At 63.7% G+C, this 20513-nt stretch carries 23 protein-coding genes; 10 read left to right on the top strand and 13 right to left on the bottom strand.

Annotation, left to right across the window (positions count from 1 at the left end; all coding sequences use genetic code 11):
- Positions 1-182: 182 nt before the first annotated feature.
- Positions 183-491, top strand: coding sequence for an N-acetyltransferase (locus KPL74_04655; GenBank protein ID QWT21292.1), 309 nt, complete (start codon positions 183-185; stop codon positions 489-491).
- 83 nt (positions 492-574) lie between these two features.
- The gene (locus KPL74_04650) at positions 575-3472 is read left to right on the top strand and encodes a hypothetical protein (protein QWT21291.1); all 2898 of its coding nucleotides are present in this window, start codon (positions 575-577) and stop codon (positions 3470-3472) included.
- Positions 3473-3508: 36 nt separating this feature from the next.
- On the opposite strand, the gene KPL74_04645 is transcribed toward KPL74_04650, so the two are convergent.
- From KPL74_04645 to KPL74_04620, 6 genes are all read right to left on the bottom strand, one after another.
- A complete protein-coding gene (locus KPL74_04645; GenBank protein QWT21290.1) occupies positions 3509-3790 on the bottom strand; it encodes a hypothetical protein in 282 nt (93 codons plus the stop codon).
- Positions 3791-3844: 54 nt separating this feature from the next.
- Positions 3845-4978: an acyltransferase gene (locus KPL74_04640; protein ID QWT21289.1), complete on the bottom strand. Its 1134-nt coding sequence runs from the start codon at positions 4976-4978 to the stop codon at positions 3845-3847.
- A 119-nt stretch (positions 4979-5097) separates the two neighbouring features.
- Entirely contained in the window at positions 5098-5556 is a 459-nt protein-coding gene (locus KPL74_04635) for a hemerythrin domain-containing protein (GenBank protein ID QWT21288.1), read from the bottom strand.
- A gap of 39 nt (positions 5557-5595) precedes the next feature.
- Positions 5596-6549 (bottom strand): LysR family transcriptional regulator, encoded by a 954-nt coding sequence (locus KPL74_04630; protein ID QWT21287.1) that lies wholly within the window; start codon positions 6547-6549, stop codon positions 5596-5598.
- Between the two features lie 60 nt (positions 6550-6609).
- Complete coding sequence (locus tag KPL74_04625; GenBank protein ID QWT21286.1) at positions 6610-7881, bottom strand: hypothetical protein; 1272 nt, start codon at positions 7879-7881, stop codon at positions 6610-6612.
- Positions 7882-7892: 11 nt separating this feature from the next.
- Positions 7893-9242, bottom strand: a complete 1350-nt coding sequence (locus tag KPL74_04620) for a hypothetical protein (protein ID QWT21285.1) — start codon at positions 9240-9242, stop codon at positions 7893-7895.
- Positions 9243-9600: 358 nt separating this feature from the next.
- Between KPL74_04620 and KPL74_04615 the strand changes: the two genes are divergently transcribed.
- The 5 genes from KPL74_04615 (at position 9601) to KPL74_04595 (ending at position 14261) form a co-directional block, all read left to right on the top strand.
- Complete coding sequence (locus tag KPL74_04615; protein ID QWT21284.1) at positions 9601-10224, top strand: hypothetical protein; 624 nt, start codon at positions 9601-9603, stop codon at positions 10222-10224.
- A gap of 146 nt (positions 10225-10370) precedes the next feature.
- A complete protein-coding gene (locus tag KPL74_04610; GenBank protein ID QWT21283.1) occupies positions 10371-10997 on the top strand; it encodes a hypothetical protein in 627 nt (208 codons plus the stop codon).
- Between the two features lie 260 nt (positions 10998-11257).
- The gene (locus KPL74_04605; GenBank protein QWT21282.1) at positions 11258-11764 is read left to right on the top strand and encodes a hypothetical protein; all 507 of its coding nucleotides are present in this window, start codon (positions 11258-11260) and stop codon (positions 11762-11764) included.
- A gap of 14 nt (positions 11765-11778) precedes the next feature.
- Positions 11779-13590, top strand: coding sequence for a hypothetical protein (locus tag KPL74_04600; GenBank protein ID QWT21281.1), 1812 nt, complete (start codon positions 11779-11781; stop codon positions 13588-13590).
- 95 nt (positions 13591-13685) lie between these two features.
- Positions 13686-14261, top strand: a complete 576-nt coding sequence (locus KPL74_04595) for a hypothetical protein (GenBank protein QWT21280.1) — start codon at positions 13686-13688, stop codon at positions 14259-14261.
- 3 nt (positions 14262-14264) lie between these two features.
- Here KPL74_04595 and KPL74_04590 read toward each other — a convergent pair whose 3' ends face one another.
- The 4 genes from KPL74_04590 to KPL74_04575 all read right to left on the bottom strand — a co-directional run bounded on the left by KPL74_04590 (position 14265) and on the right by KPL74_04575 (position 16773).
- Positions 14265-14678, bottom strand: a complete 414-nt coding sequence (locus KPL74_04590) for a hypothetical protein (GenBank protein ID QWT21279.1) — start codon at positions 14676-14678, stop codon at positions 14265-14267.
- Between the two features lie 47 nt (positions 14679-14725).
- Complete coding sequence (locus tag KPL74_04585; protein ID QWT21278.1) at positions 14726-15130, bottom strand: immunity protein 58; 405 nt, start codon at positions 15128-15130, stop codon at positions 14726-14728.
- Between the two features lie 105 nt (positions 15131-15235).
- Complete coding sequence (locus tag KPL74_04580) at positions 15236-16006, bottom strand: hypothetical protein (GenBank protein ID QWT21277.1); 771 nt, start codon at positions 16004-16006, stop codon at positions 15236-15238.
- Positions 16007-16017: 11 nt separating this feature from the next.
- Complete coding sequence (locus KPL74_04575; GenBank protein QWT21276.1) at positions 16018-16773, bottom strand: hypothetical protein; 756 nt, start codon at positions 16771-16773, stop codon at positions 16018-16020.
- A gap of 109 nt (positions 16774-16882) precedes the next feature.
- On the opposite strand from KPL74_04575, the gene KPL74_04570 reads away from it, so the two are divergent.
- Positions 16883-17596 (top strand): hypothetical protein, encoded by a 714-nt coding sequence (locus tag KPL74_04570; protein ID QWT21275.1) that lies wholly within the window; start codon positions 16883-16885, stop codon positions 17594-17596.
- A gap of 14 nt (positions 17597-17610) precedes the next feature.
- Here KPL74_04570 and KPL74_04565 read toward each other — a convergent pair whose 3' ends face one another.
- From KPL74_04565 to KPL74_04555, 3 genes are all read right to left on the bottom strand, one after another.
- Positions 17611-17802 (bottom strand): helix-turn-helix transcriptional regulator, encoded by a 192-nt coding sequence (locus KPL74_04565; GenBank protein QWT21274.1) that lies wholly within the window; start codon positions 17800-17802, stop codon positions 17611-17613.
- The gene (locus KPL74_04560) at positions 17799-18188 is read right to left on the bottom strand and encodes a hypothetical protein (protein QWT21273.1); all 390 of its coding nucleotides are present in this window, start codon (positions 18186-18188) and stop codon (positions 17799-17801) included. The genes KPL74_04565 and KPL74_04560 overlap by 4 nt, the downstream gene beginning before the upstream one ends.
- A 74-nt stretch (positions 18189-18262) precedes the next feature.
- Complete coding sequence (locus tag KPL74_04555) at positions 18263-19165, bottom strand: LysR family transcriptional regulator (GenBank protein QWT21272.1); 903 nt, start codon at positions 19163-19165, stop codon at positions 18263-18265.
- Positions 19166-19266: 101 nt separating this feature from the next.
- Between KPL74_04555 and KPL74_04550 the strand changes: the two genes are divergently transcribed.
- Together KPL74_04550 and KPL74_04545 are read left to right on the top strand one after the other, a co-directional pair.
- Positions 19267-19977 (top strand): SDR family oxidoreductase, encoded by a 711-nt coding sequence (locus KPL74_04550; GenBank protein ID QWT21271.1) that lies wholly within the window; start codon positions 19267-19269, stop codon positions 19975-19977.
- A gap of 184 nt (positions 19978-20161) precedes the next feature.
- Positions 20162-20506, top strand: coding sequence for a hypothetical protein (locus KPL74_04545; GenBank protein ID QWT21270.1), 345 nt, complete (start codon positions 20162-20164; stop codon positions 20504-20506).
- Positions 20507-20513 lie beyond the last annotated feature (7 nt).

The raw sequence follows: 20513 nt of genomic DNA, 5'->3' as shown, positions 1-20513 counted from the left end.
AAGGGGGACGGCGCGCCCGATGTTCCGCCAGGGCCCGGCCCACGGATTGAACGAACGTCAGGCGGCGCAACGACGAATGTGCCGCTAGATGGCGCCATGACACCAATAATGCAATACCGTCGTGGCTGCAGGGTCTACGGTTTCCACGTCGCCGGAGATCCGGCCATTCCGACGGCGCAAGCATGGCAGCGGATATCGTCATCAGGGACGCGCCCGACGAAGGGCGCTTTGTAGCTGAGCTGGGAAACGAAACAGCGAGCGCATGGTACGAACGACACGCGGACGCATTGTCGTTCACCCGCGTGGATATTTCACCGGGCCTCGTCGCCAACGGCGTCGGCCTGCAGCTGATACGGGTCGCACTGGCCCAGGCGCGCCAGCAAGGCTTGCGGGTGGATCCCGCGTGCGACTTCGTCGTCGACTACATGCGTGCGCATCCCGACACGCAGGACCTGCTGACGAGCGAGGGGCGCCGCCTGTTTCGTCGATGATCCGCATTTCGAACATGCGTGGCTCGCTGGACGCTGGCGGAAGTGGTGGTCACAATCGACGGAAACCGTCCCGGGGAAGGCCGATGCGCCGATATTTGCAGCAACTGCTGGCCAGCCTCGGCCTGCTCTTGCTCGCGCACGCGTCCATCGCCGTCGCGGATACCGTGGCTGACACGCCGCATCGCCCCCTCGGCCAGCTGATCCACCGCGCGTTCCCCGCGAGCGCGGGCGCACCGCCGGGCGTCTGGGCGATGGCCCAGGACCGTGACGGTTACCTCTGGCTCGGTGGCCCGACCGGGCTTTTCAGGTTCGATGGCGTGGCCTTCGATGGCAGCCTCAGCCATGTGCTGTCCCATCCGCAGATCATGTCACTGCTTTCCGCACGCGACGGCGCGCTATGGGTCGGCGACCGCACGGGCTACATCACCCGCATCGTCGATGGCCGGGCGCAGGTCTTCCCACCCGCAGGCAGCGCCGGCACGGTGATCTCGATGAGCGAGGCGCGGGACGGGACGCTGTGGGCCGTCCGCACCAGCGGACTCTATCGTTTCACCGGCGACGCCTGGGCGCGCTTCCCGACGACCGAGCCAGCCCCGCTCGGGTTTTTTCGCGAAGGCTTCGTTGCCCCCGACCAGTCCGTCTGGATCCTCCGCGAAACCAGCGCGCTGCAACTGCGCCCCGGTGCATCGGCATTCGAGCTGAAGACCGTCGATGAGTTCCACTCGGCCCAGGTGGGACGTGACGGCGCCACCTGGCGACCCAAAGAGCCCTTGGCCGACGAAATCCTCGATAGCGATGGCGGGCTCTGGTGCGGGACCAACGCGGGCGTGGTGCGCGTCACCTGGCCCGGCAAGGGCGCGGCCACGGGCGAGCCGATCATCGAAACCTTTGGCGAAAAAGACGGGCTCACCGGTCCATCCGCCATCGCGACCCTGCGTGACCGCGATGGCTCGATCTGGGTCGCCACGCCCAAAGGCCTCGACCAGTTCCGCGTCGGCCGGTTCGACCCCGTCGCGCTCCCGGCGGGCACGTACAAGCCCGTGATCGCCATGGATGGCCAGGACCATCTGTGGGTGGCGTCGGAAACCGGCGTGACCGAGTTCGGTGCCACGCCGAAGGCCTGGCCAGCCATCGGCAAGATGGCGCATGCGATGGCGAAGGCAGCGGACGGCACGCTGTTCATGACCTCGGATGCCGGCCTGCTGCACATCGAGGAAGGGCAGCTCCACGTCGATCCCCTGCCCGATGCGATCACCCAACTCCCACGACAGGTCCGCGCCCTTGCCCAGGCCCGCGACGGCTCGCTGTGGCTCGCGTTCCGCCAGGCCTTCCGCATCCACGATGGCACGACCACGCCGGTACCGGGGCTGCCTGCCAGGGGAAACGCGCTCAAGGTCATCGCGCCCCGACCGGACCGTGGCCTGTGGCTCGGTTATGGCGACGATACGCTGGCCAGCGTCGACGACGACGGTACGCACCCTCGCGTTTTTACAAGCGCCGATGGCATCCATGTCGGCACGGTCATGGCCGTGTGGCCACGCCCCGATGGCGTCTGGATCACCGGCGACCACGGTGTGCAGTTCTTCACGCCCGATAAGCCGGTACGCACGCTGCTGTTTGCAGGTGGCCACGAGATCCGTGTGGGCACCGGCATCATCGAACAGCCGAGCGGCGAGCTATGGGTCAACGCCGCGGACGGGCTTTACCACGTCCCGGCCACCGAGATGCAGCAGTGGAGGTCCGACCCGGGACACCCCGTCGCTGCGCGGCATTTCGATGAGCGCGACGGCTGGCCCGGCCTGCGCGACGCCGTGCCCGCGCCGTCCATGATTCCCGGCGTGGGCCGCCGTCTCTGGGTCGCCTCCGATACCGGCGTGGCCGGGCTCGATCCGGAACGGCTCGCACCCAACCCGCGAGCGCCCAGCGCCGCTATCCTTAGCCTCGACGACACACAAGGCGCGCCCGGGATCGAACTCGCCGCCGGCACCACGCGCGTCGATATCCGCTACACGGCGCCGGTGCTCGCCATCCCCGAACGCGCCCGGTTCCGCTATCGCCTGTCGCGGGTCGACGAGCGGTGGCGCGACGTCGGCAACGTACGCGAGGCGAACTACACCAACCTCGCGCCGGGCGATTACACCTTCGAGGTCCTGGCGGCCAACGAGGATGGCGTGTGGGGCAACTTCCCTGCCCGCCTCGCCTTCCGCATCGCACCGTTCTTCTACCAGTCCGCGTGGTTTGCCGCCCTGTGCGCCATCGCCGTCGCCGCACTGCTGTACGCGCTATACGCGTGGCGCCTTCGCGTGCTCGGCACGGTCCTGCTTGCGCGGGTGATGGAACGCGAGCGCATCGCACGCGAGCTGCACGACACCGTGCTGCAGGGACTGCACGGCGTGTTGCTCTACGTGCGCGTGGCGGCGAACTCACTGGTCAACGGCGCGACGCGAGACCACCTCGAGCAAGCCCTGCATGTCGCCGAGCAGTCGATGGCCGAAGGACGGCAGCGCATCGTCGACCTCCGCGCGCCGCTGCGCTCGTCGACGTCCCTGGTGGTGCGCCTGCGTGCGGCCGTCGAAGAGTGCCTGTCCACCACCAGCATCGAACGCGTGGTGACGGTCGACGGCGAAGAGCGGGCGATCCGCTCGGAAGCCGAGGAGGACCTCAACGCCATCGTGCTGGAACTCATCCGCAACGTACGCAAGCACGCGCATGCCAACTCCGTCTGCGTCAACGTCCGCTTCAGCAAGCACCACCTCGACATCGAGGTCAGCGACGACGGCGTCGGCCTGGCACCCGGCGCGACCACCAAGCCGCTGTCGTTCGGGCTGCAAGGCGTCCGCGAGCGCACCGCCCGCTGGTCAGGCCATTTCTCCATCGGTCCTGGCGAGCCGAAGGGCACCAGCGCGTATGTCACCGTCCCGGCGGTGGGCGTCTACGCGTCGGACAGGAAGCGACGCCGCTGGCTCGGGAGGCGTGGCTGATGGCGAGTGGTAACTGCGCCGCGCGCTTCGCCAACGCTATCCCAGTTCGTCGTCCGCACGGAATTCAGGGATCTCCGATGCACGGTCCCGCGAGCACGCCGTGCACACGGCGTCATCAAGGCTGACGGGGACGAAATAGGTGGTGTCCGTCGCGACCCCGTGGATCGCTCCGGCCTTCAGGGGTGGCCTCGTGCCGCCTGCATTGAAGATACCCGCCAGCTGCGCCTCGTTGAGCTCGGGCACGCCGGTCTCGACGTCCACCGTTTTCAGGCAATCACTGGCGCTCTGGTCTTTGCATCGAACCGTAATGGTGACCATGGCTGACCTCCCGGGTTACCCATGGACGGTACGCGCCGGGAACAGGGATGGGTATCAGCCAATCGTATGAGCGACCGGCGCTTCGACGGCCGGGCGGCGCCTGGGCAGGAACGGCCTCTCGACGAAGCGGTAGCTGGCTTCGGCCAGCAGCCAGGTCAGCGCGATGAACCATACGACGGCCGCCGCATCGTGGTGCCCGTCCAGCCATCCCCGCCGGGTCCAGACGTCGCGAACGACATACAGCACGAACAGGTGGCACAGATAAATGGAATACGACCGCGATCCTATGTAACTCACGACGGTCCGCGTCCATGCGCGCGACACGAGGAAGCCCTGGTCGTAACTGGCGATCCACACCAGCGCGACCGAGACGACGGCAACCGCGCCTGTCTGGGCCTGCAGCCAGGGGGTCGGATCGGTGAAGACGGCCAGCAGGTAGCAAAGCACGAGGAATACGGCGGCGGCCCAGCCTCGGCTTCTCAGGAAGGTCGGCATCAACGTCTGGTAGGACGCGCGTTCCGTCCAGAAAGCGAGCAGGACGCCGAGGCAGATGGCATCGGTACGGAACACCCAGGCCTGAAGCGTCTCGGGCTGCGTGATGTTACGCGGCATGCCGACCTGCACCAGGAAACCCGCGAGGAACAGCAGCGGTAGCCAGCGGCGCGTGAGGATCGCAGCCGCGATCGGCAGCAGGAAATAGAACTGGTTTTCGAGCGACAGGCTCCAGTACGCACCCAGTGACCCGCAGGTGTTGTTTGCGCGACAGGTCAGCCAGTAGCCGTTGAAATACTGGAACGCCGCGGCCGATGCCGCGCGCATCTGGTCGGCCAGCGATGGGAAGACACCATCCCCGCCGACGATCCCCGTCGCGACCAGGGCGATGACGATCCAGAACAGGGCTGCCGGCAAAAGACGCTGCGCGCGGCGTGCCCAGAACGGAAAGGCCAGGCCCGTGAACGCGCCCAGCGATGGCCGCGTCGGCAGTTCAGGGAGGATCGAGCGAGTGATGATGAACCCGGAAATGCAGAAGAAAAGGTCCACGCCGCTGCCGAACCGGGCATGGGCGAGCACCCGCCAGTAGGCCGTGGTCGGACTCAGCACGATCGCGATGTGGGCAAGGATGGTGAACCCGATCGCCAGCGCGCGTAGCGCCTCGATATCCAGGTTTTTCTTCAGATGTCGGTGCATGGCGATCCCTACCGCCGGCGCGGTCTTTCGCCCATGTTACCGGACAGCCGGCAAACCCTCAGCGCCGGACCGTTACCAGGGCGTGTTCGCGCGCGCGCCGGCCGACGCTCCGTGGACCGCTAACCGGCCTCGGCGAGCTTGCGCCGCATGGCGTCGTAGTCCTTCCGATACTTCCTGGCAAGGGTCGTCTTCTGGGTCTCGGTGAGGATCTTACCTGCCATCTGGAAGAAACTGCGTTCCTCCTCGCGAAGATGGTCGTGGAGCTCCTCGGAGAGCTTCGCGACCGTCGCCGTCCAGTGCCTGCCTGCGTGGTTCCGGGTCTGCAGGTCCTCGACCAGGTCGTCCATCTTGTGGTGGTCGGCCAGGGCGTCGCGGGAGGGATGGAGGCCGCGGTCGTCCATCAGCATGGGCACGTAAAGGAAGCGCTCTTCGGCGGCTTCGTGAGCGGCAAGTTCGATCCGCAGGTCGGTGAAGATCGACACGCGGTCGGGGCCCGGCTTGGAGCGCACCAGCTTGCGCATCAGGGAGCGTTGGGTCGCGTGGCTCTCACGGAGTGCTTCGAAGATGGTCTCTGCCATGGCCGGTACCGTCGGGTGGGTGAGCCATCATGGCCATCCTCACGTGTGGGGTACGTCGAGAAAGCTGCCGCTCGCCGGAGCCATCTCCGGATCGTTGCCGAGCAGCTCGGCGATGTAGTCGATCAACACACGCGTCCGCGGTGGCAGGCCGCGACTGGATGGGTACAGGACATGGATCGGGAACCGGCGCGTGGGGAAGTCCGGCAGCACGTGGCGCAGTCTCCCTGCCGCGAGGTCATCGGCGACCAACAGGTGCGAGAGCACGGCAATGCCCTGCCCCGCCAATACCGCGCGATGCACGGCGCCGGCGTTGTTGGAGTGGATGCGACCGTGGATCGGAACCGCTATCTCGTCGCCGGCCGCCCCGCCGCCCTTGCGCGCATCGCCGAACCACCACGTGCGATCACGGCCCCAGCGCTGGTAGAAAAGGCACGCATGCCGGGCCAGGTCGTGCGGGTGCTGCAACGGAGGATGCGCGTCCAGGTACGCCGGCGCAGCGACGAGGTAGGCCTTGGTCATGCCGATCGAACGGGCGACCATCGTGGAATCGTCAAGCGGCCCGAGACGGATCTCGCAGTCCAGGCCCTCTTCGATGAGGTTGCTGGCACCGTCACGCAGCACCAGATCCAACGACAGGCCAGGATGTCGTGCGAGGAATGGCCCCAGGTGGCTGCTCAGGTAGAGGCCCAGCGGTACGGGCAGCGCGATGCGAACGCGCCCCGTCGGCTTGCCGCGCTGCGCACCGATGCTGAAGGGCAGGCTTTCGGCATCATCGATCAGCCGCTGCGCGCGATCGAGCAGTTCGCGGCCTTCATCGGTGAGCGTGACCGCTTGCGTGCTTCGTTGCACGAGCCGCGTGCCGAGGTGTGCTTCAAGCGCACTGACCTGCCGCGAGATCGCCGGCTGGGTCAGGCCACGTTCGCTGGCGACCGCGGAAAAGGAACCGGTCTGTGCAACCCGGACGAAGGACTTCAAGGCGGCGATCAGGTCCACGCGTTTCTCCTGCCGATGGCGCAGGGTAACGCATGGGCCTGTTCGTGAAGCGCGGGCTCCTCAGGGAACGCGCGCCGGCTCCACCCAGCCCGCAAGCTCGCGCATGCTCGCGCCGACGACCGTCTTGCCTCCTGGCACGTGGACGTCCAACCGGACGTAGTAAGGGCGGCGATGCGGGCCCTTGTACAGGCCCTTGTCGTTGGTCGGCGCATCGGACGGGTCGTAGCCCGCGAAGGCGAGGAAATACGCGCCTTTCGGGCCACGTACGATCGACGGCACGCCCGGTGCCAGCACCTGGCCTCCGACATAGTTGGGCCACGCCGGTATCTGCGACTGGAGCAGGTACCTGACCTCGGAGTGGTTGGCCTGGCCCCACACGCCGGCGGTGTCGGGCTGCTCCACGCGCCGGTAATACGTGCCAGACGGTGGCAGGAACGTATCCGACCATGCGATGCCCGATTTGTAATCGCGACGGTTGAACGTGCCGACCGAATACGTCATCACGTACTTGCCGTCGATCTTCGTCACGTTGCCGGTCTCGACCAGCTTGACCGCGTTGGGCTGGTTGAGTCCGTCGGCCAGTTCGGAGTTGTAGCCACCGTTGGCGGTTTCCGGGCCCAGCAGCGGCACCGGTGCGTGGTCACCCTTTTGCGTAGGCGACAGCATCACCTGCGCCACGACCGCATCCTGGCCCTCGCCGACCTTCTTGTTGTAGATCAGATAAAGGGTGCCGTTGTCGGCGAAGTACTTGCCGTTGTAATTGTCCGGCGCGGGGCGGCCCAGGTCGCCGACCAGCAAGGTGTCCGCCACCCAGGCCGTGGGCACACCCATGGCCTGCCCACGGGCATGCGCGTGCATGACGACGTTCCAACCGTCGCCCGTACCTTTCTTGAGATGGGCGGTGACAGCCATCTGCCACGTGCCGGCATCGTCCTGGAAGATGTTCAGGCCTTCGAAGTTGTTGATCGTCGCGCCCTGCGCGGCGGCCTGTGCCGCGAACGGACCCGGATCCAGTGTGACCCGCGTGGCGCTGAAGCAGTCGGGTCGCATCACGCCGGGGCACGACAGGAGCTGTTGCGTGGTTCCCGAGAACACCGGCAGGCCCGGCTTCGCGTCGGGCGCGCTGGTATGTATCGGATAAGGATCCTGGAAATAGCCAACCCCGGTGCTGGGGTCCACGGTCGTCATCGGATGCACGAGGATCCGTGGCGAGAGGGTGTCGGCACTCGCCTGCTGCACGTCTGCCGCGGTGGGAATGCTCGGCACGTCTGTGGCATGGCATGCGAGGGATACGCATAGCGCGAGGGTGGCGACGGTCATGGTTTGACGCATGGCGTGCTCCTTTATGGGTTGAAGGTCTCAAGGACCCACGCCTTCACCGCGTCGGTATCCTGGATGTTGCCGTGGTAGAGGACGTCGGGGGTGTGCGGCTCGTTGTCGCCGCGGACGCGGCCATCGCGGGTCATAACCGGCACCGAGATCTCGCCGTTGCCGCTGGGAAGCTTTGCGGATAACGGCGTGCCGGTACGCGAGTCGACGAAGGTGTTGACCCCTGCCTGGGTGACGCCGGGCAAGCGTTTCATCTCGTCGATAAGCCCGATGCATGCACTCGCGCAGGCGTATCCCGTGAGGACCACGACCCTGGCATGCACGGGGTTGTCGGGAGGGCTTGCGGGCCTGGGGATCTGGACGCTGTTGACCGGGCTGTGCAGGACCGGCTTGTGCGCTGCCAGGGCCTCGGAAAAAAGCCGGTTGTCCGCGTCGAACGTGCGGCCGTCGGGCGGCATCGTGATCGGTTGGGGCTTGTAGTTCTCCGGCGGGCCGCCGAAGGCGTCAAGGATCTCGGGCGTGGTGCGGTAGACGGCGCTGATCTGCAGGCGCGCCCGCGCGTAGTAGTCGGTGTATGGCGTCCCGTAAAGCCCGCGAAGGAAGGCCATGAACCACTCATAGGGGCCGCCGTGGTTGTTGCGTTCGTCGACGACGATCAGCTTCTTCGAGCGCAGGCTGGGCAATTGGGCGATGACGGCCTTCAGCGCGTCGGCTTCCCTGGCGGTGTGCGGCGAGATGTTTTCGAGGGAGATCCAGGCGCCGTCCGCACCGAGCGGTTCGATGTGGTCGATCAGGTCGGCATCGCCGAGCAGCTTTGCCCGCTGTTGGGCGAAAGCGGTGGCTTCGAGGGGTCTCCAGTCGAGCTTGACCGGTTTGCCGCCGATGGTGCACGACACGGGACGCTTGTAGAACGGGCTCTGTACGTCACGGAAGATGTCCGAGGCGACTTCCCAGCGGGTGGACTCCAGCCCGGGAATGGATCCTTCATAGGGTGCGATCTCGTCGACCCAGTCATTCAACGGTTTGCCGTCGCACTCGGAGATCACCTGCCCCGCCGCGACGCTGCCGTCGCCGGCGACGGTCTGGTAGCCGCCGTCGATGTAGATGGCGAGGAAACCCGGCCATTGCAGCCTGCGCTGCAGGAGGTTGAAGGATACGCTGTAGTGCTCGTCCCTGAACACCGAGGAGAAGTGATTGAGTGCGTGGCGATAGCCGACGAAGCTCTGGATCCGGGGGATATCGGCATCGGCCTGGGCCTTCGCTCGCTGGAGGAGCCCTTCGAACGCCTTGGGGTCCGGGTAGACGGCAAGGATGTGCTCCTTGCGTGTCCACTGCAGGATGAATTCGACGTCGGCACGGGCCATGGCTTGCCATGGGGAGGCCATGGGCGTGGCGGCGGGTACATCTGCGCTGGCAGCCGGCAGGGAGGACAAGAGCGCCGCCGTTGCCATCGGGAGAACGTAACGCCGCATACCTTTCCTCGCTCGATCCTATGCCGAGGACGGTAGAGGGTCAGGTGTCGAGGGCGAATGCTTGTTTTGGTAATAACGGTTCATACGGGGGCTATGGGTAACACCGACACGATGCCACCCTGTCCGTAGCGCGTAGGCTCGGTCAATGGTTGGAATTCCGAATGTGCGCAGCGGAATTGCGTCCTGGTGCGTGGCAAACCATGCCTCACCCGCGATACAGTCTTGCCTTCGCAAAGCCAGGGACAGACTCGTGCGAAAGCTGATCAGGATCGTTGCAGCCGTAGCCATGGCAGCGTCAGGCGCAACGAGCGCGGCATCGGACGCGGGCGATGGACAGACAAACCCAGGTTCGGCCAAAGAGCCCCAGACAGCTTCCGTGGCCGACGGACAGGTCCCAGTCTCTCCCGCCGCACGGCAAGCACTAGCCCGTATCCAGGCTGTCCTTGATGGCTTGCGGTCGACGAATGACCTGACACCGGGCCTCCTGGAGCAGGCCATGGGGATCAAATTGCTTCAGGGCTCCGAGCCCGGCGAATCCATCTATCAGAGCCCGGACCTTGGGGCGGGCTGGACCTATACCGTCGCCCACTGGGCGGCATCGAGGGCGAGGAAACCCGGTCTCAGGTTTTGGTTTTTCAACGAGAACAGATCCGCGTCTCCCGCCACTGTCTGTGGCGCGACGTTTGATGCCGTGCGTGAAGGATTGATGTCGCACGGCTATGAAGAACAGGAGACTCTTTCCGAGATCGGCGGTGTCGAATTCCTGACGTACGTCAAGAGCGACATCCGCCTCACCTTGACACGACACGACGTCGTTACGATATCGGATGGAAAGGTGTGTGTCGTGAGTTTTCAAACGGCAAATGGCATGTGAGCCTTGTTGAGCCAACGATCCAGGATGTTTACGTCGACGGCCGTCACACCGCTCGCCGAAACCGTGTATCGATCGGTATGTTTCCGCCCGTCCGGTCCCTTACGATGGGTCCCCGGCCGCACCGGTGCGGCCAACGCCCAGGAGCCATGGAAGATGCCTCGATGAAGCGGGCGCTTGCCGCGAAGACAGGCCTATCCGTTGCGCTGTTACTGGCTTGTGCCGCACCGGCGCGCGATAAGCCCCAGGCCAGTCATGCCAGCCCTCAGGTTGCCAGCGATCAAGCCATGCTCACAGTCCTGCCTGGAGCACGCGACGCCGGGGAACGCGTGATCTCCTTCCTGACCCATGCGCCGTCCACCGCGGCATTCACACCCGACGGCATCGGTCGTGCGATGGGTGCAACCCTCGGCCCGGATCCCAATAACGACGCGGGCTGGGCCGTTTATCACAGTCAGGACCTGGGCCGTGGGTGGACCTACTGGGTCCAGTTTGCCGCGGGCGAGTCGACGATGAAGCCCGGCTTTCGCTTCTGGTTCGATCACGCCGACCCTGCTGCCGATGCCGGCCCGGTTTGCGCCCTTCCCTTCGATCGATTGCGCGTGGCACTGACGACTCATGGCTGGGCGGAGAGGCCGGTGCCGTCAGAACTTGGCAGTGTATTGGCCGTGGAATTCGCCAAGGCCGACATGGTAGTAACTCTCACTCCACGCGACGGTGCGGACGTACATGGCACCGCGTGTGTGCTGACTCTGCAGACTAGTGACGGTCGCTGACCGCAAGAGGAATTCCAATTGGCCACGCCCAACCGCGCACTAGATGCCACTACCATGCCAGACATTCCCGTCGACAACCGGCTTGATTGAAGGAAACCAAGGACGTGGACTCCGTGACTCGCTCTTCTATTGCATTGCTTTTCCCAGCCGCCCTCTTTCTGACCGCATGTGCTACCCCAGCCCATGATACATCCGAGGCCGCGAACGCCAGTTCTATCGCCGCAGCGCGGCCCCAAATTAACGCCGACCAGGATCAATCCATGCAATCGTTCGCTCATGGAAGCGTGCCGCTGCCCGCTGCTCGCGACATCACCCAGCGCGTACTCAGCCTATTGTCCGGAGCCGCGTCGACCACTGATATCGGCACGAACGAGATCAACCGTGCGATGGGAATCAATTTGGCCCCGGACCCGGAAGCTGGAAAGGGCTGGTCAATCTTTGAAAGTCCCGATCTTGGTTTCGGATGGCACTTCGGCGTCCAGCACGCTGATCCCAAGCCTCCCCTCAAGCCCAGCCTGAGGTTCTGGTTCGAGCACGAGAGCGGTGACGCAGATCCCACTCCCGTGTGCTCCCTACCCGTCGATCATCTTCGCTCCATGCTCGCATCGCACGGCTGGGTCGAACGCACCGTACCTACAGAGATCGGCAGCGTCCTCGGCCTTGAATTCGCAAAACGCGAGCTTGTCTTGGTCCTGACCCCGAGAGACATCGCTCGAAGCGGCGACGTACAGTGCATCATCTCCCTGCAGGTCTCGGGCGGACACTAAGCGAAGGATTGGCTATGGCTACGTCATACTCTGCCCTGGACGCGCTGGTCAATCAGTTCGCTCAGCAACCGGGAGTTACTCCGGAACAAATATCCGCACTGCGCGCTGCAGTCGCCAGCGACCCGGATCTATCGCACCGCCTTGATACGGCTGCACAGTCAGGTGTTCTGCACGGTTTCGCTGCTGGCAATCCGGGAGCGCCGGACCGGCCGATTGGCGAATACGACAGCGCCAACCGCGTTGTCACGCTACCCGCAAACGCCTTATCGGCTTCAGGCGTCGTTGATCTTCACGCGGTACTCCGCGTCCAGTCGATGGTGGTCGATTTCGCGGGGAAGACCTACGTCGATGCGAACGGTGCGACCCGCGCGACGTCGGCGGATATGTTGAACAACTTACAAGGCACGCTGAATGCGTCCCCCGATCTGGCTCATGAGGTGAAACGTGCCTCGACCACGCCCGATCCGCTCCAGCCAAATCACCGGATCCTCGAAGCATTCGCCTACGCCAAGCCTGGCTCGGGGACGGGGGGAAGCTTCAATTCGCAAGGCCACGCCATGAACCTGGTCAGCGAATCGCTGACAACCGTTCCCCCAGGATCTGGCCAACGCGGCTTCGATCCGCATGACCTTACGTTTGTCATTGGGCACGAAGTCCAACACGGCTTTAATGGACAAAAAGCCGATCAGGACCGAACGAACTTCATCAACGATGTGCGATCCCTGGCCGCTACGCCCGGGCCGATACACGACTACACCACGCTAGTCGAGCGTCACATTCAGTCAGGACGCGAAGACGAAGCTAGCGCGGAGATTGCAGGCTGGAACGCCCTGCGCAGCCGGGTCCAGCATGATCAGGGAAGCGTATCGCTCGCCGACATGAGTGTGGCGGCTCCGATGCGCGCAGCCGACTTCATCGAGCTTAATCACCGCAAGTGGGCACCCCACCCGAACGTCCAACTGAATGCAGATCTCACCATGAGCGCAACCGCAGCAAACGTCGCGGCCATGGGAAAGAATTACTTTGATCGGCCTACCGCGGCCTACCTACAACCAGGTGACACTCGAAACCCCATGGGGCTCGGCCACGGGCACATCGAAGATTATCCAAATTATTACGCAAGCTGGGCGGTAGCGACCATTGGCGCCGAAGAACGCGTTGCTGTGCATCGCAGAGGGCCGGTGCCCCAGGTGCAAATCAACATGGCGCACGCTGGGCTTCATGAAGACATGATGGAAATGGCAGGTCTAAGCCTTCCGTCCCAGCAACCGGTTCCTTATCTGGATAGCAGCACGCAGCCGGCAACGCCTCATAAATTTGATCACACCAGCGATGGTCGGGATCAGTACAAGTACGTCCCGGTCGAACGCGAGAGCGCAATTCCTCCCGACTCTATACGGCTCGATGATGCAACGCATCCCGATCATACGATGTTCCAACAGGCGCGCGGTCATGTTGAAAAACTGGATCAAAGCCTGGGCCGCACGTCAGACCAGCATACCGATCAGATCGCTTCCGCCTTGACCATCCAGGCTAGGTCCGATGGTTTGAGTCGCATTGACCAAGTCGCTTTGTCTGTCAACGGCGACCGTCTATGGGCCGTGCAGACCCCGCCGGGCCGAACGGACCACTTGTTCGACCTCCAGACCAGCGTCCCGACAAGTGCCGCTATGACGCCTATGGAACAAAGTGCCGCTAAGTGGCCAGATGCCATGCAGCAATTCCAGCACACACAGCAGCAGGCGGCAGCTCAGCAGACGACTCAGGACCAAGCTCAGGCACAGATGCAGAGCCCCGTGATGTCTCACGGCGGGATGGGAAGGTAGCCGGTGGTTTTTCGCTGGACATTGATCTTCAGTTTTATCCACATCCGCCTAAGGAATGCTTCGTGCGAAGCCTGATACACCTTTCAGCAGCGAGCATGATGGTCGTCAGTTTCGAACTTTTGGCATTGGACGCTCCGCCGATTCCGACTGGCATTGAAGGCTTGCTTAACAAAGACGACACGATCCTCGCCCTCAAGAGCGCACAACCGCTGGGCGCCACTTCGTCAGGCACCGTGATTCTCGTAAGGCACACTCAAGCCAACGATTCGCACAGTAACCCGTGCGAACTGTTATTGATTCAGACGGACGCAACTACATCCAGGGTCGCCGCTCGAAACGAGCATATCGTAGACTGCCGCTATAACGAATCCGCAAAATCTGCCGCCGCCATGGGGTTGCTCGACAACTTGAAAGTCACGCCTACGTCTGTCTCGTATTTCAACGAACTGACGCGCGGCGGCACCACTTTCACGTTTGCCTGGAATCCAGCGAAAGCCGCTTGGAACCTCCAGCACGTCGAGGCAACGTCAGTCCAGAATACCGAAGGCGGAGTTACGGTTTTTAAGTCGGTGCTCGATTATCCCGCCACCCTACCGTGGATTGCCCTCAGCGAGTTCGATCCGAAAGCCATTCGCGAGGCCCTGGTCAGGAATCGAGCCATTGTCCGGTAGTTCTTACTGACCCAGCGCCTTCAACTCATCACGGGCGTAGCCAAAGCCTCCATCGGCAGCCTTATGTAGCCAGAACATGGCACGCAGCCTTTCCTCCTCGTCCTTACTTGCATTGAGGATGCTGTAGAGGCCGAAGGCGCTGGCAAGGTCTCCGTTCTCCGCACCGACGGTGTACCACTTCAGGGCTTGTGTCCGGTCACCACGGTAGGTGAAGTGATATGTCCCGAGTTTGCGTGCGGCCGTTGGCGAACCCTTCATGGCGTCGATGGCGAGCGAGGCTTGCTCTGCTGTCGTCAGTTGGAGATCAGCATTCAACATCACGGGATCGTCGCTCATCGCCCGGCACGGCCCCGCGAAGAACATGCCTGACACAAGCAGTTGAACAGATAGTGCAACAGCGACGCGACGGATTGACATGGATCCTTCCTGTTATTGAGACGTGCCGGCCCAGGACGACCCGTCGGTCACGGCGCCGTGCAAGGCGCACCCTTCGGATCTTCTGGACCGCCGCAAGCGTCCGGCGCAGGGACGCCGACGCCCTGCCCGATCCCCTCGAGGATGCCGTCTTTCGAGAACCTGAAGTCGTGGTTCTCATAGGAGACCGATCGTCCCTCGTCCTTGATTAAGATGTGTTCGTCGGGGTGCGCATTCGCGTCGTCATTCAGGAGCGAAACGACATGGGCCTTGTCCTGCCCTTTCAGTGCAACCAACAGCAGCCGCCTGAACTGCTTGTTAGAGACAAGCGCCTCATCCTCTCCCTTCGATGAGTAATCGTTCGATATGGCCATATCTATCCAGTGATAGGTCACGTAGCCCAAGGCCAGCAAGAGTGTGGCAATGACGGTCAGGCTGATTGTTCGGTAGCTCATCATGTTCCTTATGGGATAGATCACAAGCTGCTCCGGCTGCGATATTCACCGCCCGGTTGGCGTGAGGAACAACCAGGGTAACCACTCAGCGCCCCCTGAGGATGGTCACTCCCTTAACCTAATCGCCGTTGCAGTATTGGCATGCAGGTCGATGCCGGTCGCACCGCAAACCATCAAGCTCGGTCCATAAGGTTTATTGTCCTTCACGAACTTGCCTTTCAGCTCGACGTATTTACCGCTGAATGAGTCGGCATGCTCGTCGAGATCGCCAAAATTCAACAGGCTCAAACAGCCCGAGTCGGGCGCCCATGCATCATCGGCATCAAAGCGTCGGTCGACCAGGTACATCTGTTCGCCGCCAATCCAGAGATACCCCCGGACGGTAACTTCCTTTCCGTCAAAGGCTGCCCTGTTCTGGTTAAGGTCGGCGGCACTGTGCGTGCCCGGCGATGGTCCCATACCGGGCGGCCCACATTCGAACGTATCGATAACGATCGCGTCGTGGGTGGGGGCAACGGCTCGCCCGACAGTGCCCCCGGCCTTGGCTCGGTGGACCGTAAAAACACAGTCCTCGCCTACCTTCGGTTGAGGCTGATCCTCGGACAGGAAAGGCATCAGGAATTCGCGGCGTTCGTCCCCGCCATCCGGTGCCACCGTCAGCGCTACCCAGGTGATGACCACGCCGGACATACTGTGCGGAAAGGCCGACACGGTGACGACGCGCGCGTTGACGTGCTCGGGCGCACCTGCGACGCCTGCCATGGCCGACGAGGTGGTCAGGGCCAGGATCGCGAGCAACAGCGAGCGGATTGTCGTGTAGACAATCCGTCCGGGCTTATCCGTTGCGCTACTGCTTGATGAGAAGAATTTCTTCATTGGAAGCTCCCTCATCGGAACGGCGCCGCTGGCGTCACGAACCTGATCGCCGCTCCGGGATTCGCATGCAAGTCGATACCTGTCTCACCGCATGCCATCAGGCTGACGCCATACGAATCCCTGTTTTCAACAAATTTCCCATTGAGCTCGACATATTTTCCGTTGAACACATCGGCCCGCTCGTACAAGGCACCGATGTTCAATAGGCTCAAGCAGCCTGAATTGGTCTTCCACGCATCGTCGGCGTAGAACCGTCGATCGACGATGTATAACTGCTCCGCACCTATCCAGAGATACCCCCGGACGGTTACTTCCTTTCCATCGAACGCTGCCCTGTTCTCGTTCAGGTCGGCGGCACTATGCGTGCCCGGTTTTCCGCAGCGAAACGAGTCCACCAGGATGGCTGGGTGCGTCCTGACCGAGCGACGTCCGATCCAACCACCCGCCATCCCGTCGTGCACCTTGAACATGCAGCGTTCGCCGGCAATCGGAAGCTCCTCATGGTCCGATGCGTATGGAATCAGCACCTCGCTGGTTTGAAGCGTGTCGTCACGAAAGACGGTCACGCCTATCCAGGTAACGATGTAACCAGACCCGACGGGCGGAAAATCGGTCACTTCCGTGATGCGGCCCTGGATGACGTTCGGCACGGGCGTTGCCGAATAAGCAGAAACACTCACCAGCGCCGATAGGACGAGTGCGGCAAATACAGATCTCATCGACCAGTCCATCCCTGCGGGCTTATCCGTCGAGCGATAGATATCCATCCGGCAGGCGACCCTGTCAAGGAACCCGGCAGGCCCCGCCTTGCCATTTGGCCGATGGGCCGGACCGAAGCAATCGCTTACATTCGGGCAAACGCCTCGGGAATCGTCCATGCGCCAGACCCTGCCGTGCCGCACACGCATCGCCTTGTTTGCCGGATTGATCGCCGCGGGGTCGCTCTCGACGCCCTGCTTCGCACAGACCCAGGATCCCGGCCAGGTGGTCACGTCCGTGCCCTGTGCCTTCGATGGCGCAGCGCCGACGCCGGGGCCGGCCTGTCTTCTCGCCCACGAGGATCTCGGGCCTCTGCCGAGCGCCCCGCTCTACTGGCATATCGATGTGTTCCCGAGCGTGGCCAGTGCCACGGCCGCCAGGGGCACGAACGGCGTGGTCGTCACCGACTTCGGGAAGGTCTGGCTCTTCACCATCGCGGGCAAAGAGTGGCGGCCGAGGGGCGGCGAGCACGCCGCCAGCGTGGGTCCGCTGCCGATGACCGAGGCAGCCTCCTTCAGTGCGGAATACGTGCATTCGTTCTTCGCGCCCGGGATGAGCGCGCCGACGCACAAACACTCCGGACCCGAAGGCTTCTATGCCGTGGACGGAGACACCTGCGTGGAGATGCCCGGCGGCGCGCATGTCGGCACCGGTCCCGGGAACACAGCCGTCATGCCGGGTGGCGAACCGATGCTGTTGATGGCGATCGGCAGCACGCCTCGACGTGGATTTGCCGTCGTCGTACACGATTCGACGCTACCGGCGACGACGCGGGTCAGTACGTGGAAGCCGGCGGGACGGTGCGAAGCCAGGCTGGCCGCACGACCGTAGTCGGAGCTGGCCAGTCATCGAACCCGGAAGATCGCCTCGATAGGCCGCTTGAACAGCTCTGCGATGGCAAACGCGAGCGACAGGCTGGGCTCATACCGCCCGGTCTCTACCGCATTCACCGTTTGCCGCGAAACGTTCAGATGCGCAGCCAGGTCACTCTGGGTCCAGCCGCGCTCGGCGCGCAGGGCTGGAAGGATATTCTTCATCGCGAGCGGCTGACCACGTACAGAAGCGACAGGTTGAATACGCTCCAGCCAAACAGGTTGACCACCAGCATGCTCAGGCGCGGAAACCCGAGCAGTTCCAGGAAGAAATAACCGAGGCTGCACGCGGCCACGACCATGGCCGTGACCACGACGCACTTGAGGATCCTCAGGCGAATGAACTCGTCGCAGGCCTCGTAGACCCAGAAGGCGTTGGCGGCGATGAGCAAGCCAAGGAGGACCGGGATCAGGACAAGGCATGTCCGGATCGTTCCATCCGGCAGGAAACGCCACATCCACGCCGAAACGCCTAATGAAATCCAGAAGGCGGCCTGGAAACAAAGGAGGTTGAAGGCAACCTTGCGCGGAAGCAGGGAGTCGACGGACATTGGCGTGGCCCATGTAAAGCAAGCTTTACTCTATGCCGGTCCGGGAACGGTGTAAAGCATGCTTGTCCTCGCCCTCACTCACCCCAACGCCAATCCTGCTCCAGCGCCTCCGCACAGAACGCCACGAACGCCCTCACCTTCGGCGCCAGGTGCTCGGCGTTGGCGTAAACGGCATGCAGCGGCGCGGCAGGTATGGCGTGGTTGGGCAGTATCCGGACCAGGTGTCCACTGCCCAGGTCGTCGCCGACATCCCAGATGGACTTTTGCACGATGCCGCCGCCGGCCAGGGCCAGTGCATGCGCTGCCTCGCCGTCATTGGTGACGTAGGCGGGATTCACCCGGACCGAAGTCTCGCCGTCGGCGTGCTGGAACGTCCATTCGCGCGTGGGATGCTCGCCGAAGATGATGCAGTCGTGCGTCGCCAGTGCCCCCGGCTCCTGTGGGATCCCACGCCGGGCAAGGTAGGCGGGTGCGGCACAGAGGATCCGGTAATTGGGGGCCAGGCGCCGTGCGATATGCGACGAATCCGCCAGGGCGCCGAACCGGATCGCGACGTCGATGCCCTCCTCGACGATATCGACCAACGCCTCGCTCAAGGTCAGCTGTATGCAGACGTCCGGGTGGCGTGCGCGGAACGCGACGGCGAGCGGTGCGATGCGGCGTCGACCGAACGCCCGGGGCGCCGCGATACGCAGGGTTCCCGTCACCGCATCGCGCGTGCGCGACACCGCGGCCTCCGCCTCCTGCACCTCCGCGAGGATACGCACGCAACGCAGGTGGAAGGCCTCGCCCTCCTCGGTCAACGACTGCCGACGTGTGGTCCGTTGCAGCAGGCGGACGCCCAGGCGCTCCTCGAGCGCGGCCAGCCGCTTGCTGACCACGGCAAGGGACAGGTCCAGGTCGCGCGCCGCCCCGGAGAGGCTTCCCGTGGCCACGATGCGGGCGAAGATGGTCAGTTCCAGCAGGTTATCCAGCATTGTCGCTCGTCCAGAAAGAGTGATTCAGCGGCCCGGGCCTTCTACCGGCCGGCGACCCGGATCATATTTTGTTCCTCCCTTCTACCTCGCAGAGAACGCCCATGCATACCTTCACTGACCAGAACGTCCTCGTTGTCGGCGGCAGCTCCGGCATCGGCCTCGCCACCGCCCAGGCGTTCGCCGCCGCGGGTGCGAAGGTGACCATCGCGTCGCGGTCGGCAGGCAAGCTTGCCGAGGCGGCAGAGGCGATCGGGCACGGCGTGAAGACCGTCGTCCTCGATACGGCCGACAACGCCGCCGTGGAAGCCCTGGCCGGCGGCCAGACGTGGGACCACGTGGTGGTCTCGGCCGCGCAGACCCCGGGCGGTCCGGTGCGCCAGCTCGCCCTCGACGACGCCTATGCGGCCATGGAGAGCAAGTTCTGGGGTGCGTACCGGGTGGCCCGTGCGGCGAACATCCGTGACGGCGGCTCGCTTACGCTGGTGAGCGGCTTCCTGTCGGTGCGTCCCAGCGCGACCTCGGTGTTGCAGGGGGCGATCAATGCGGCGCTTGAGAGCCTCGTGCGTGGGCTTGCCCTGGAGCTTTCACCCGTCCGGGTCAATGCCGTGTCGCCGGGCGTGATCCGCACGCCGCTGTGGAACGGCATGGACGATTCGACCCGGGCCGCGTTCTTCGCATCGGCGGCTGGCAAGCTCCCGGCCAAGCGCGTCGGTGAGCCGGGCGATATTGCGAACGCGGTGTTGTATGCGGCTGGTACCGGGTTTACAACCGGGTCGACGATCATGATCGACGGTGGTGGGTCGATCGCCTGATTGTGCTTTCGTTACCAGCGGCCTCCTGGGTCACTTCGCGCCAGGGCATCCGACTGCGCCGTGGCGTCTGCCGAAATTGGGCGGCAGCGTCCACGGGCCAGAGGCTTGCGCCGCCGAGCCCCGCAAGCGACGATCCCTAAGCCCAGGAGCAAGGGCTCCCCTATCGAAACTGTCGAGCACTGGCATGCCCATCGCAAACGAGATCCTCGAAGAAGCGCTCATCGGACGGCAGCTCTCAGCCGTGACCTTCGTGATGGACTACTTCCGGTTCGAATTCGACGGCAATAACCTGATCGTGTATTCATTGCCGATCGCCACGTTTCAACAGGATCCGGAGGGCGGCTTTCGCGACCAACTGTGCGCCTTCATTGCACGTGACGTGACGTCGGTCCGCGAAATCGAAGGCGTAGCGGTACACATTGACTTCGGAGAGTTCGGCCGGCTTTCGGTTCCGCTGGACGAGGACTCGCAACGCACGGTCGAGATCGCTGAATTGCTTCGTGAAGGAAAGACGGTTCTGATGTGGTGACCGAAAT

Source organism: Bacillus sp. NP157 (genome assembly GCA_018889975.1).
Taxonomy (GTDB): Bacteria; Pseudomonadota; Gammaproteobacteria; order Xanthomonadales; family Rhodanobacteraceae; genus Luteibacter.
The sequence above is the reverse complement of the archived record's forward strand: the minus strand, read 5'-3'. Positions and strand labels throughout refer to the sequence as shown.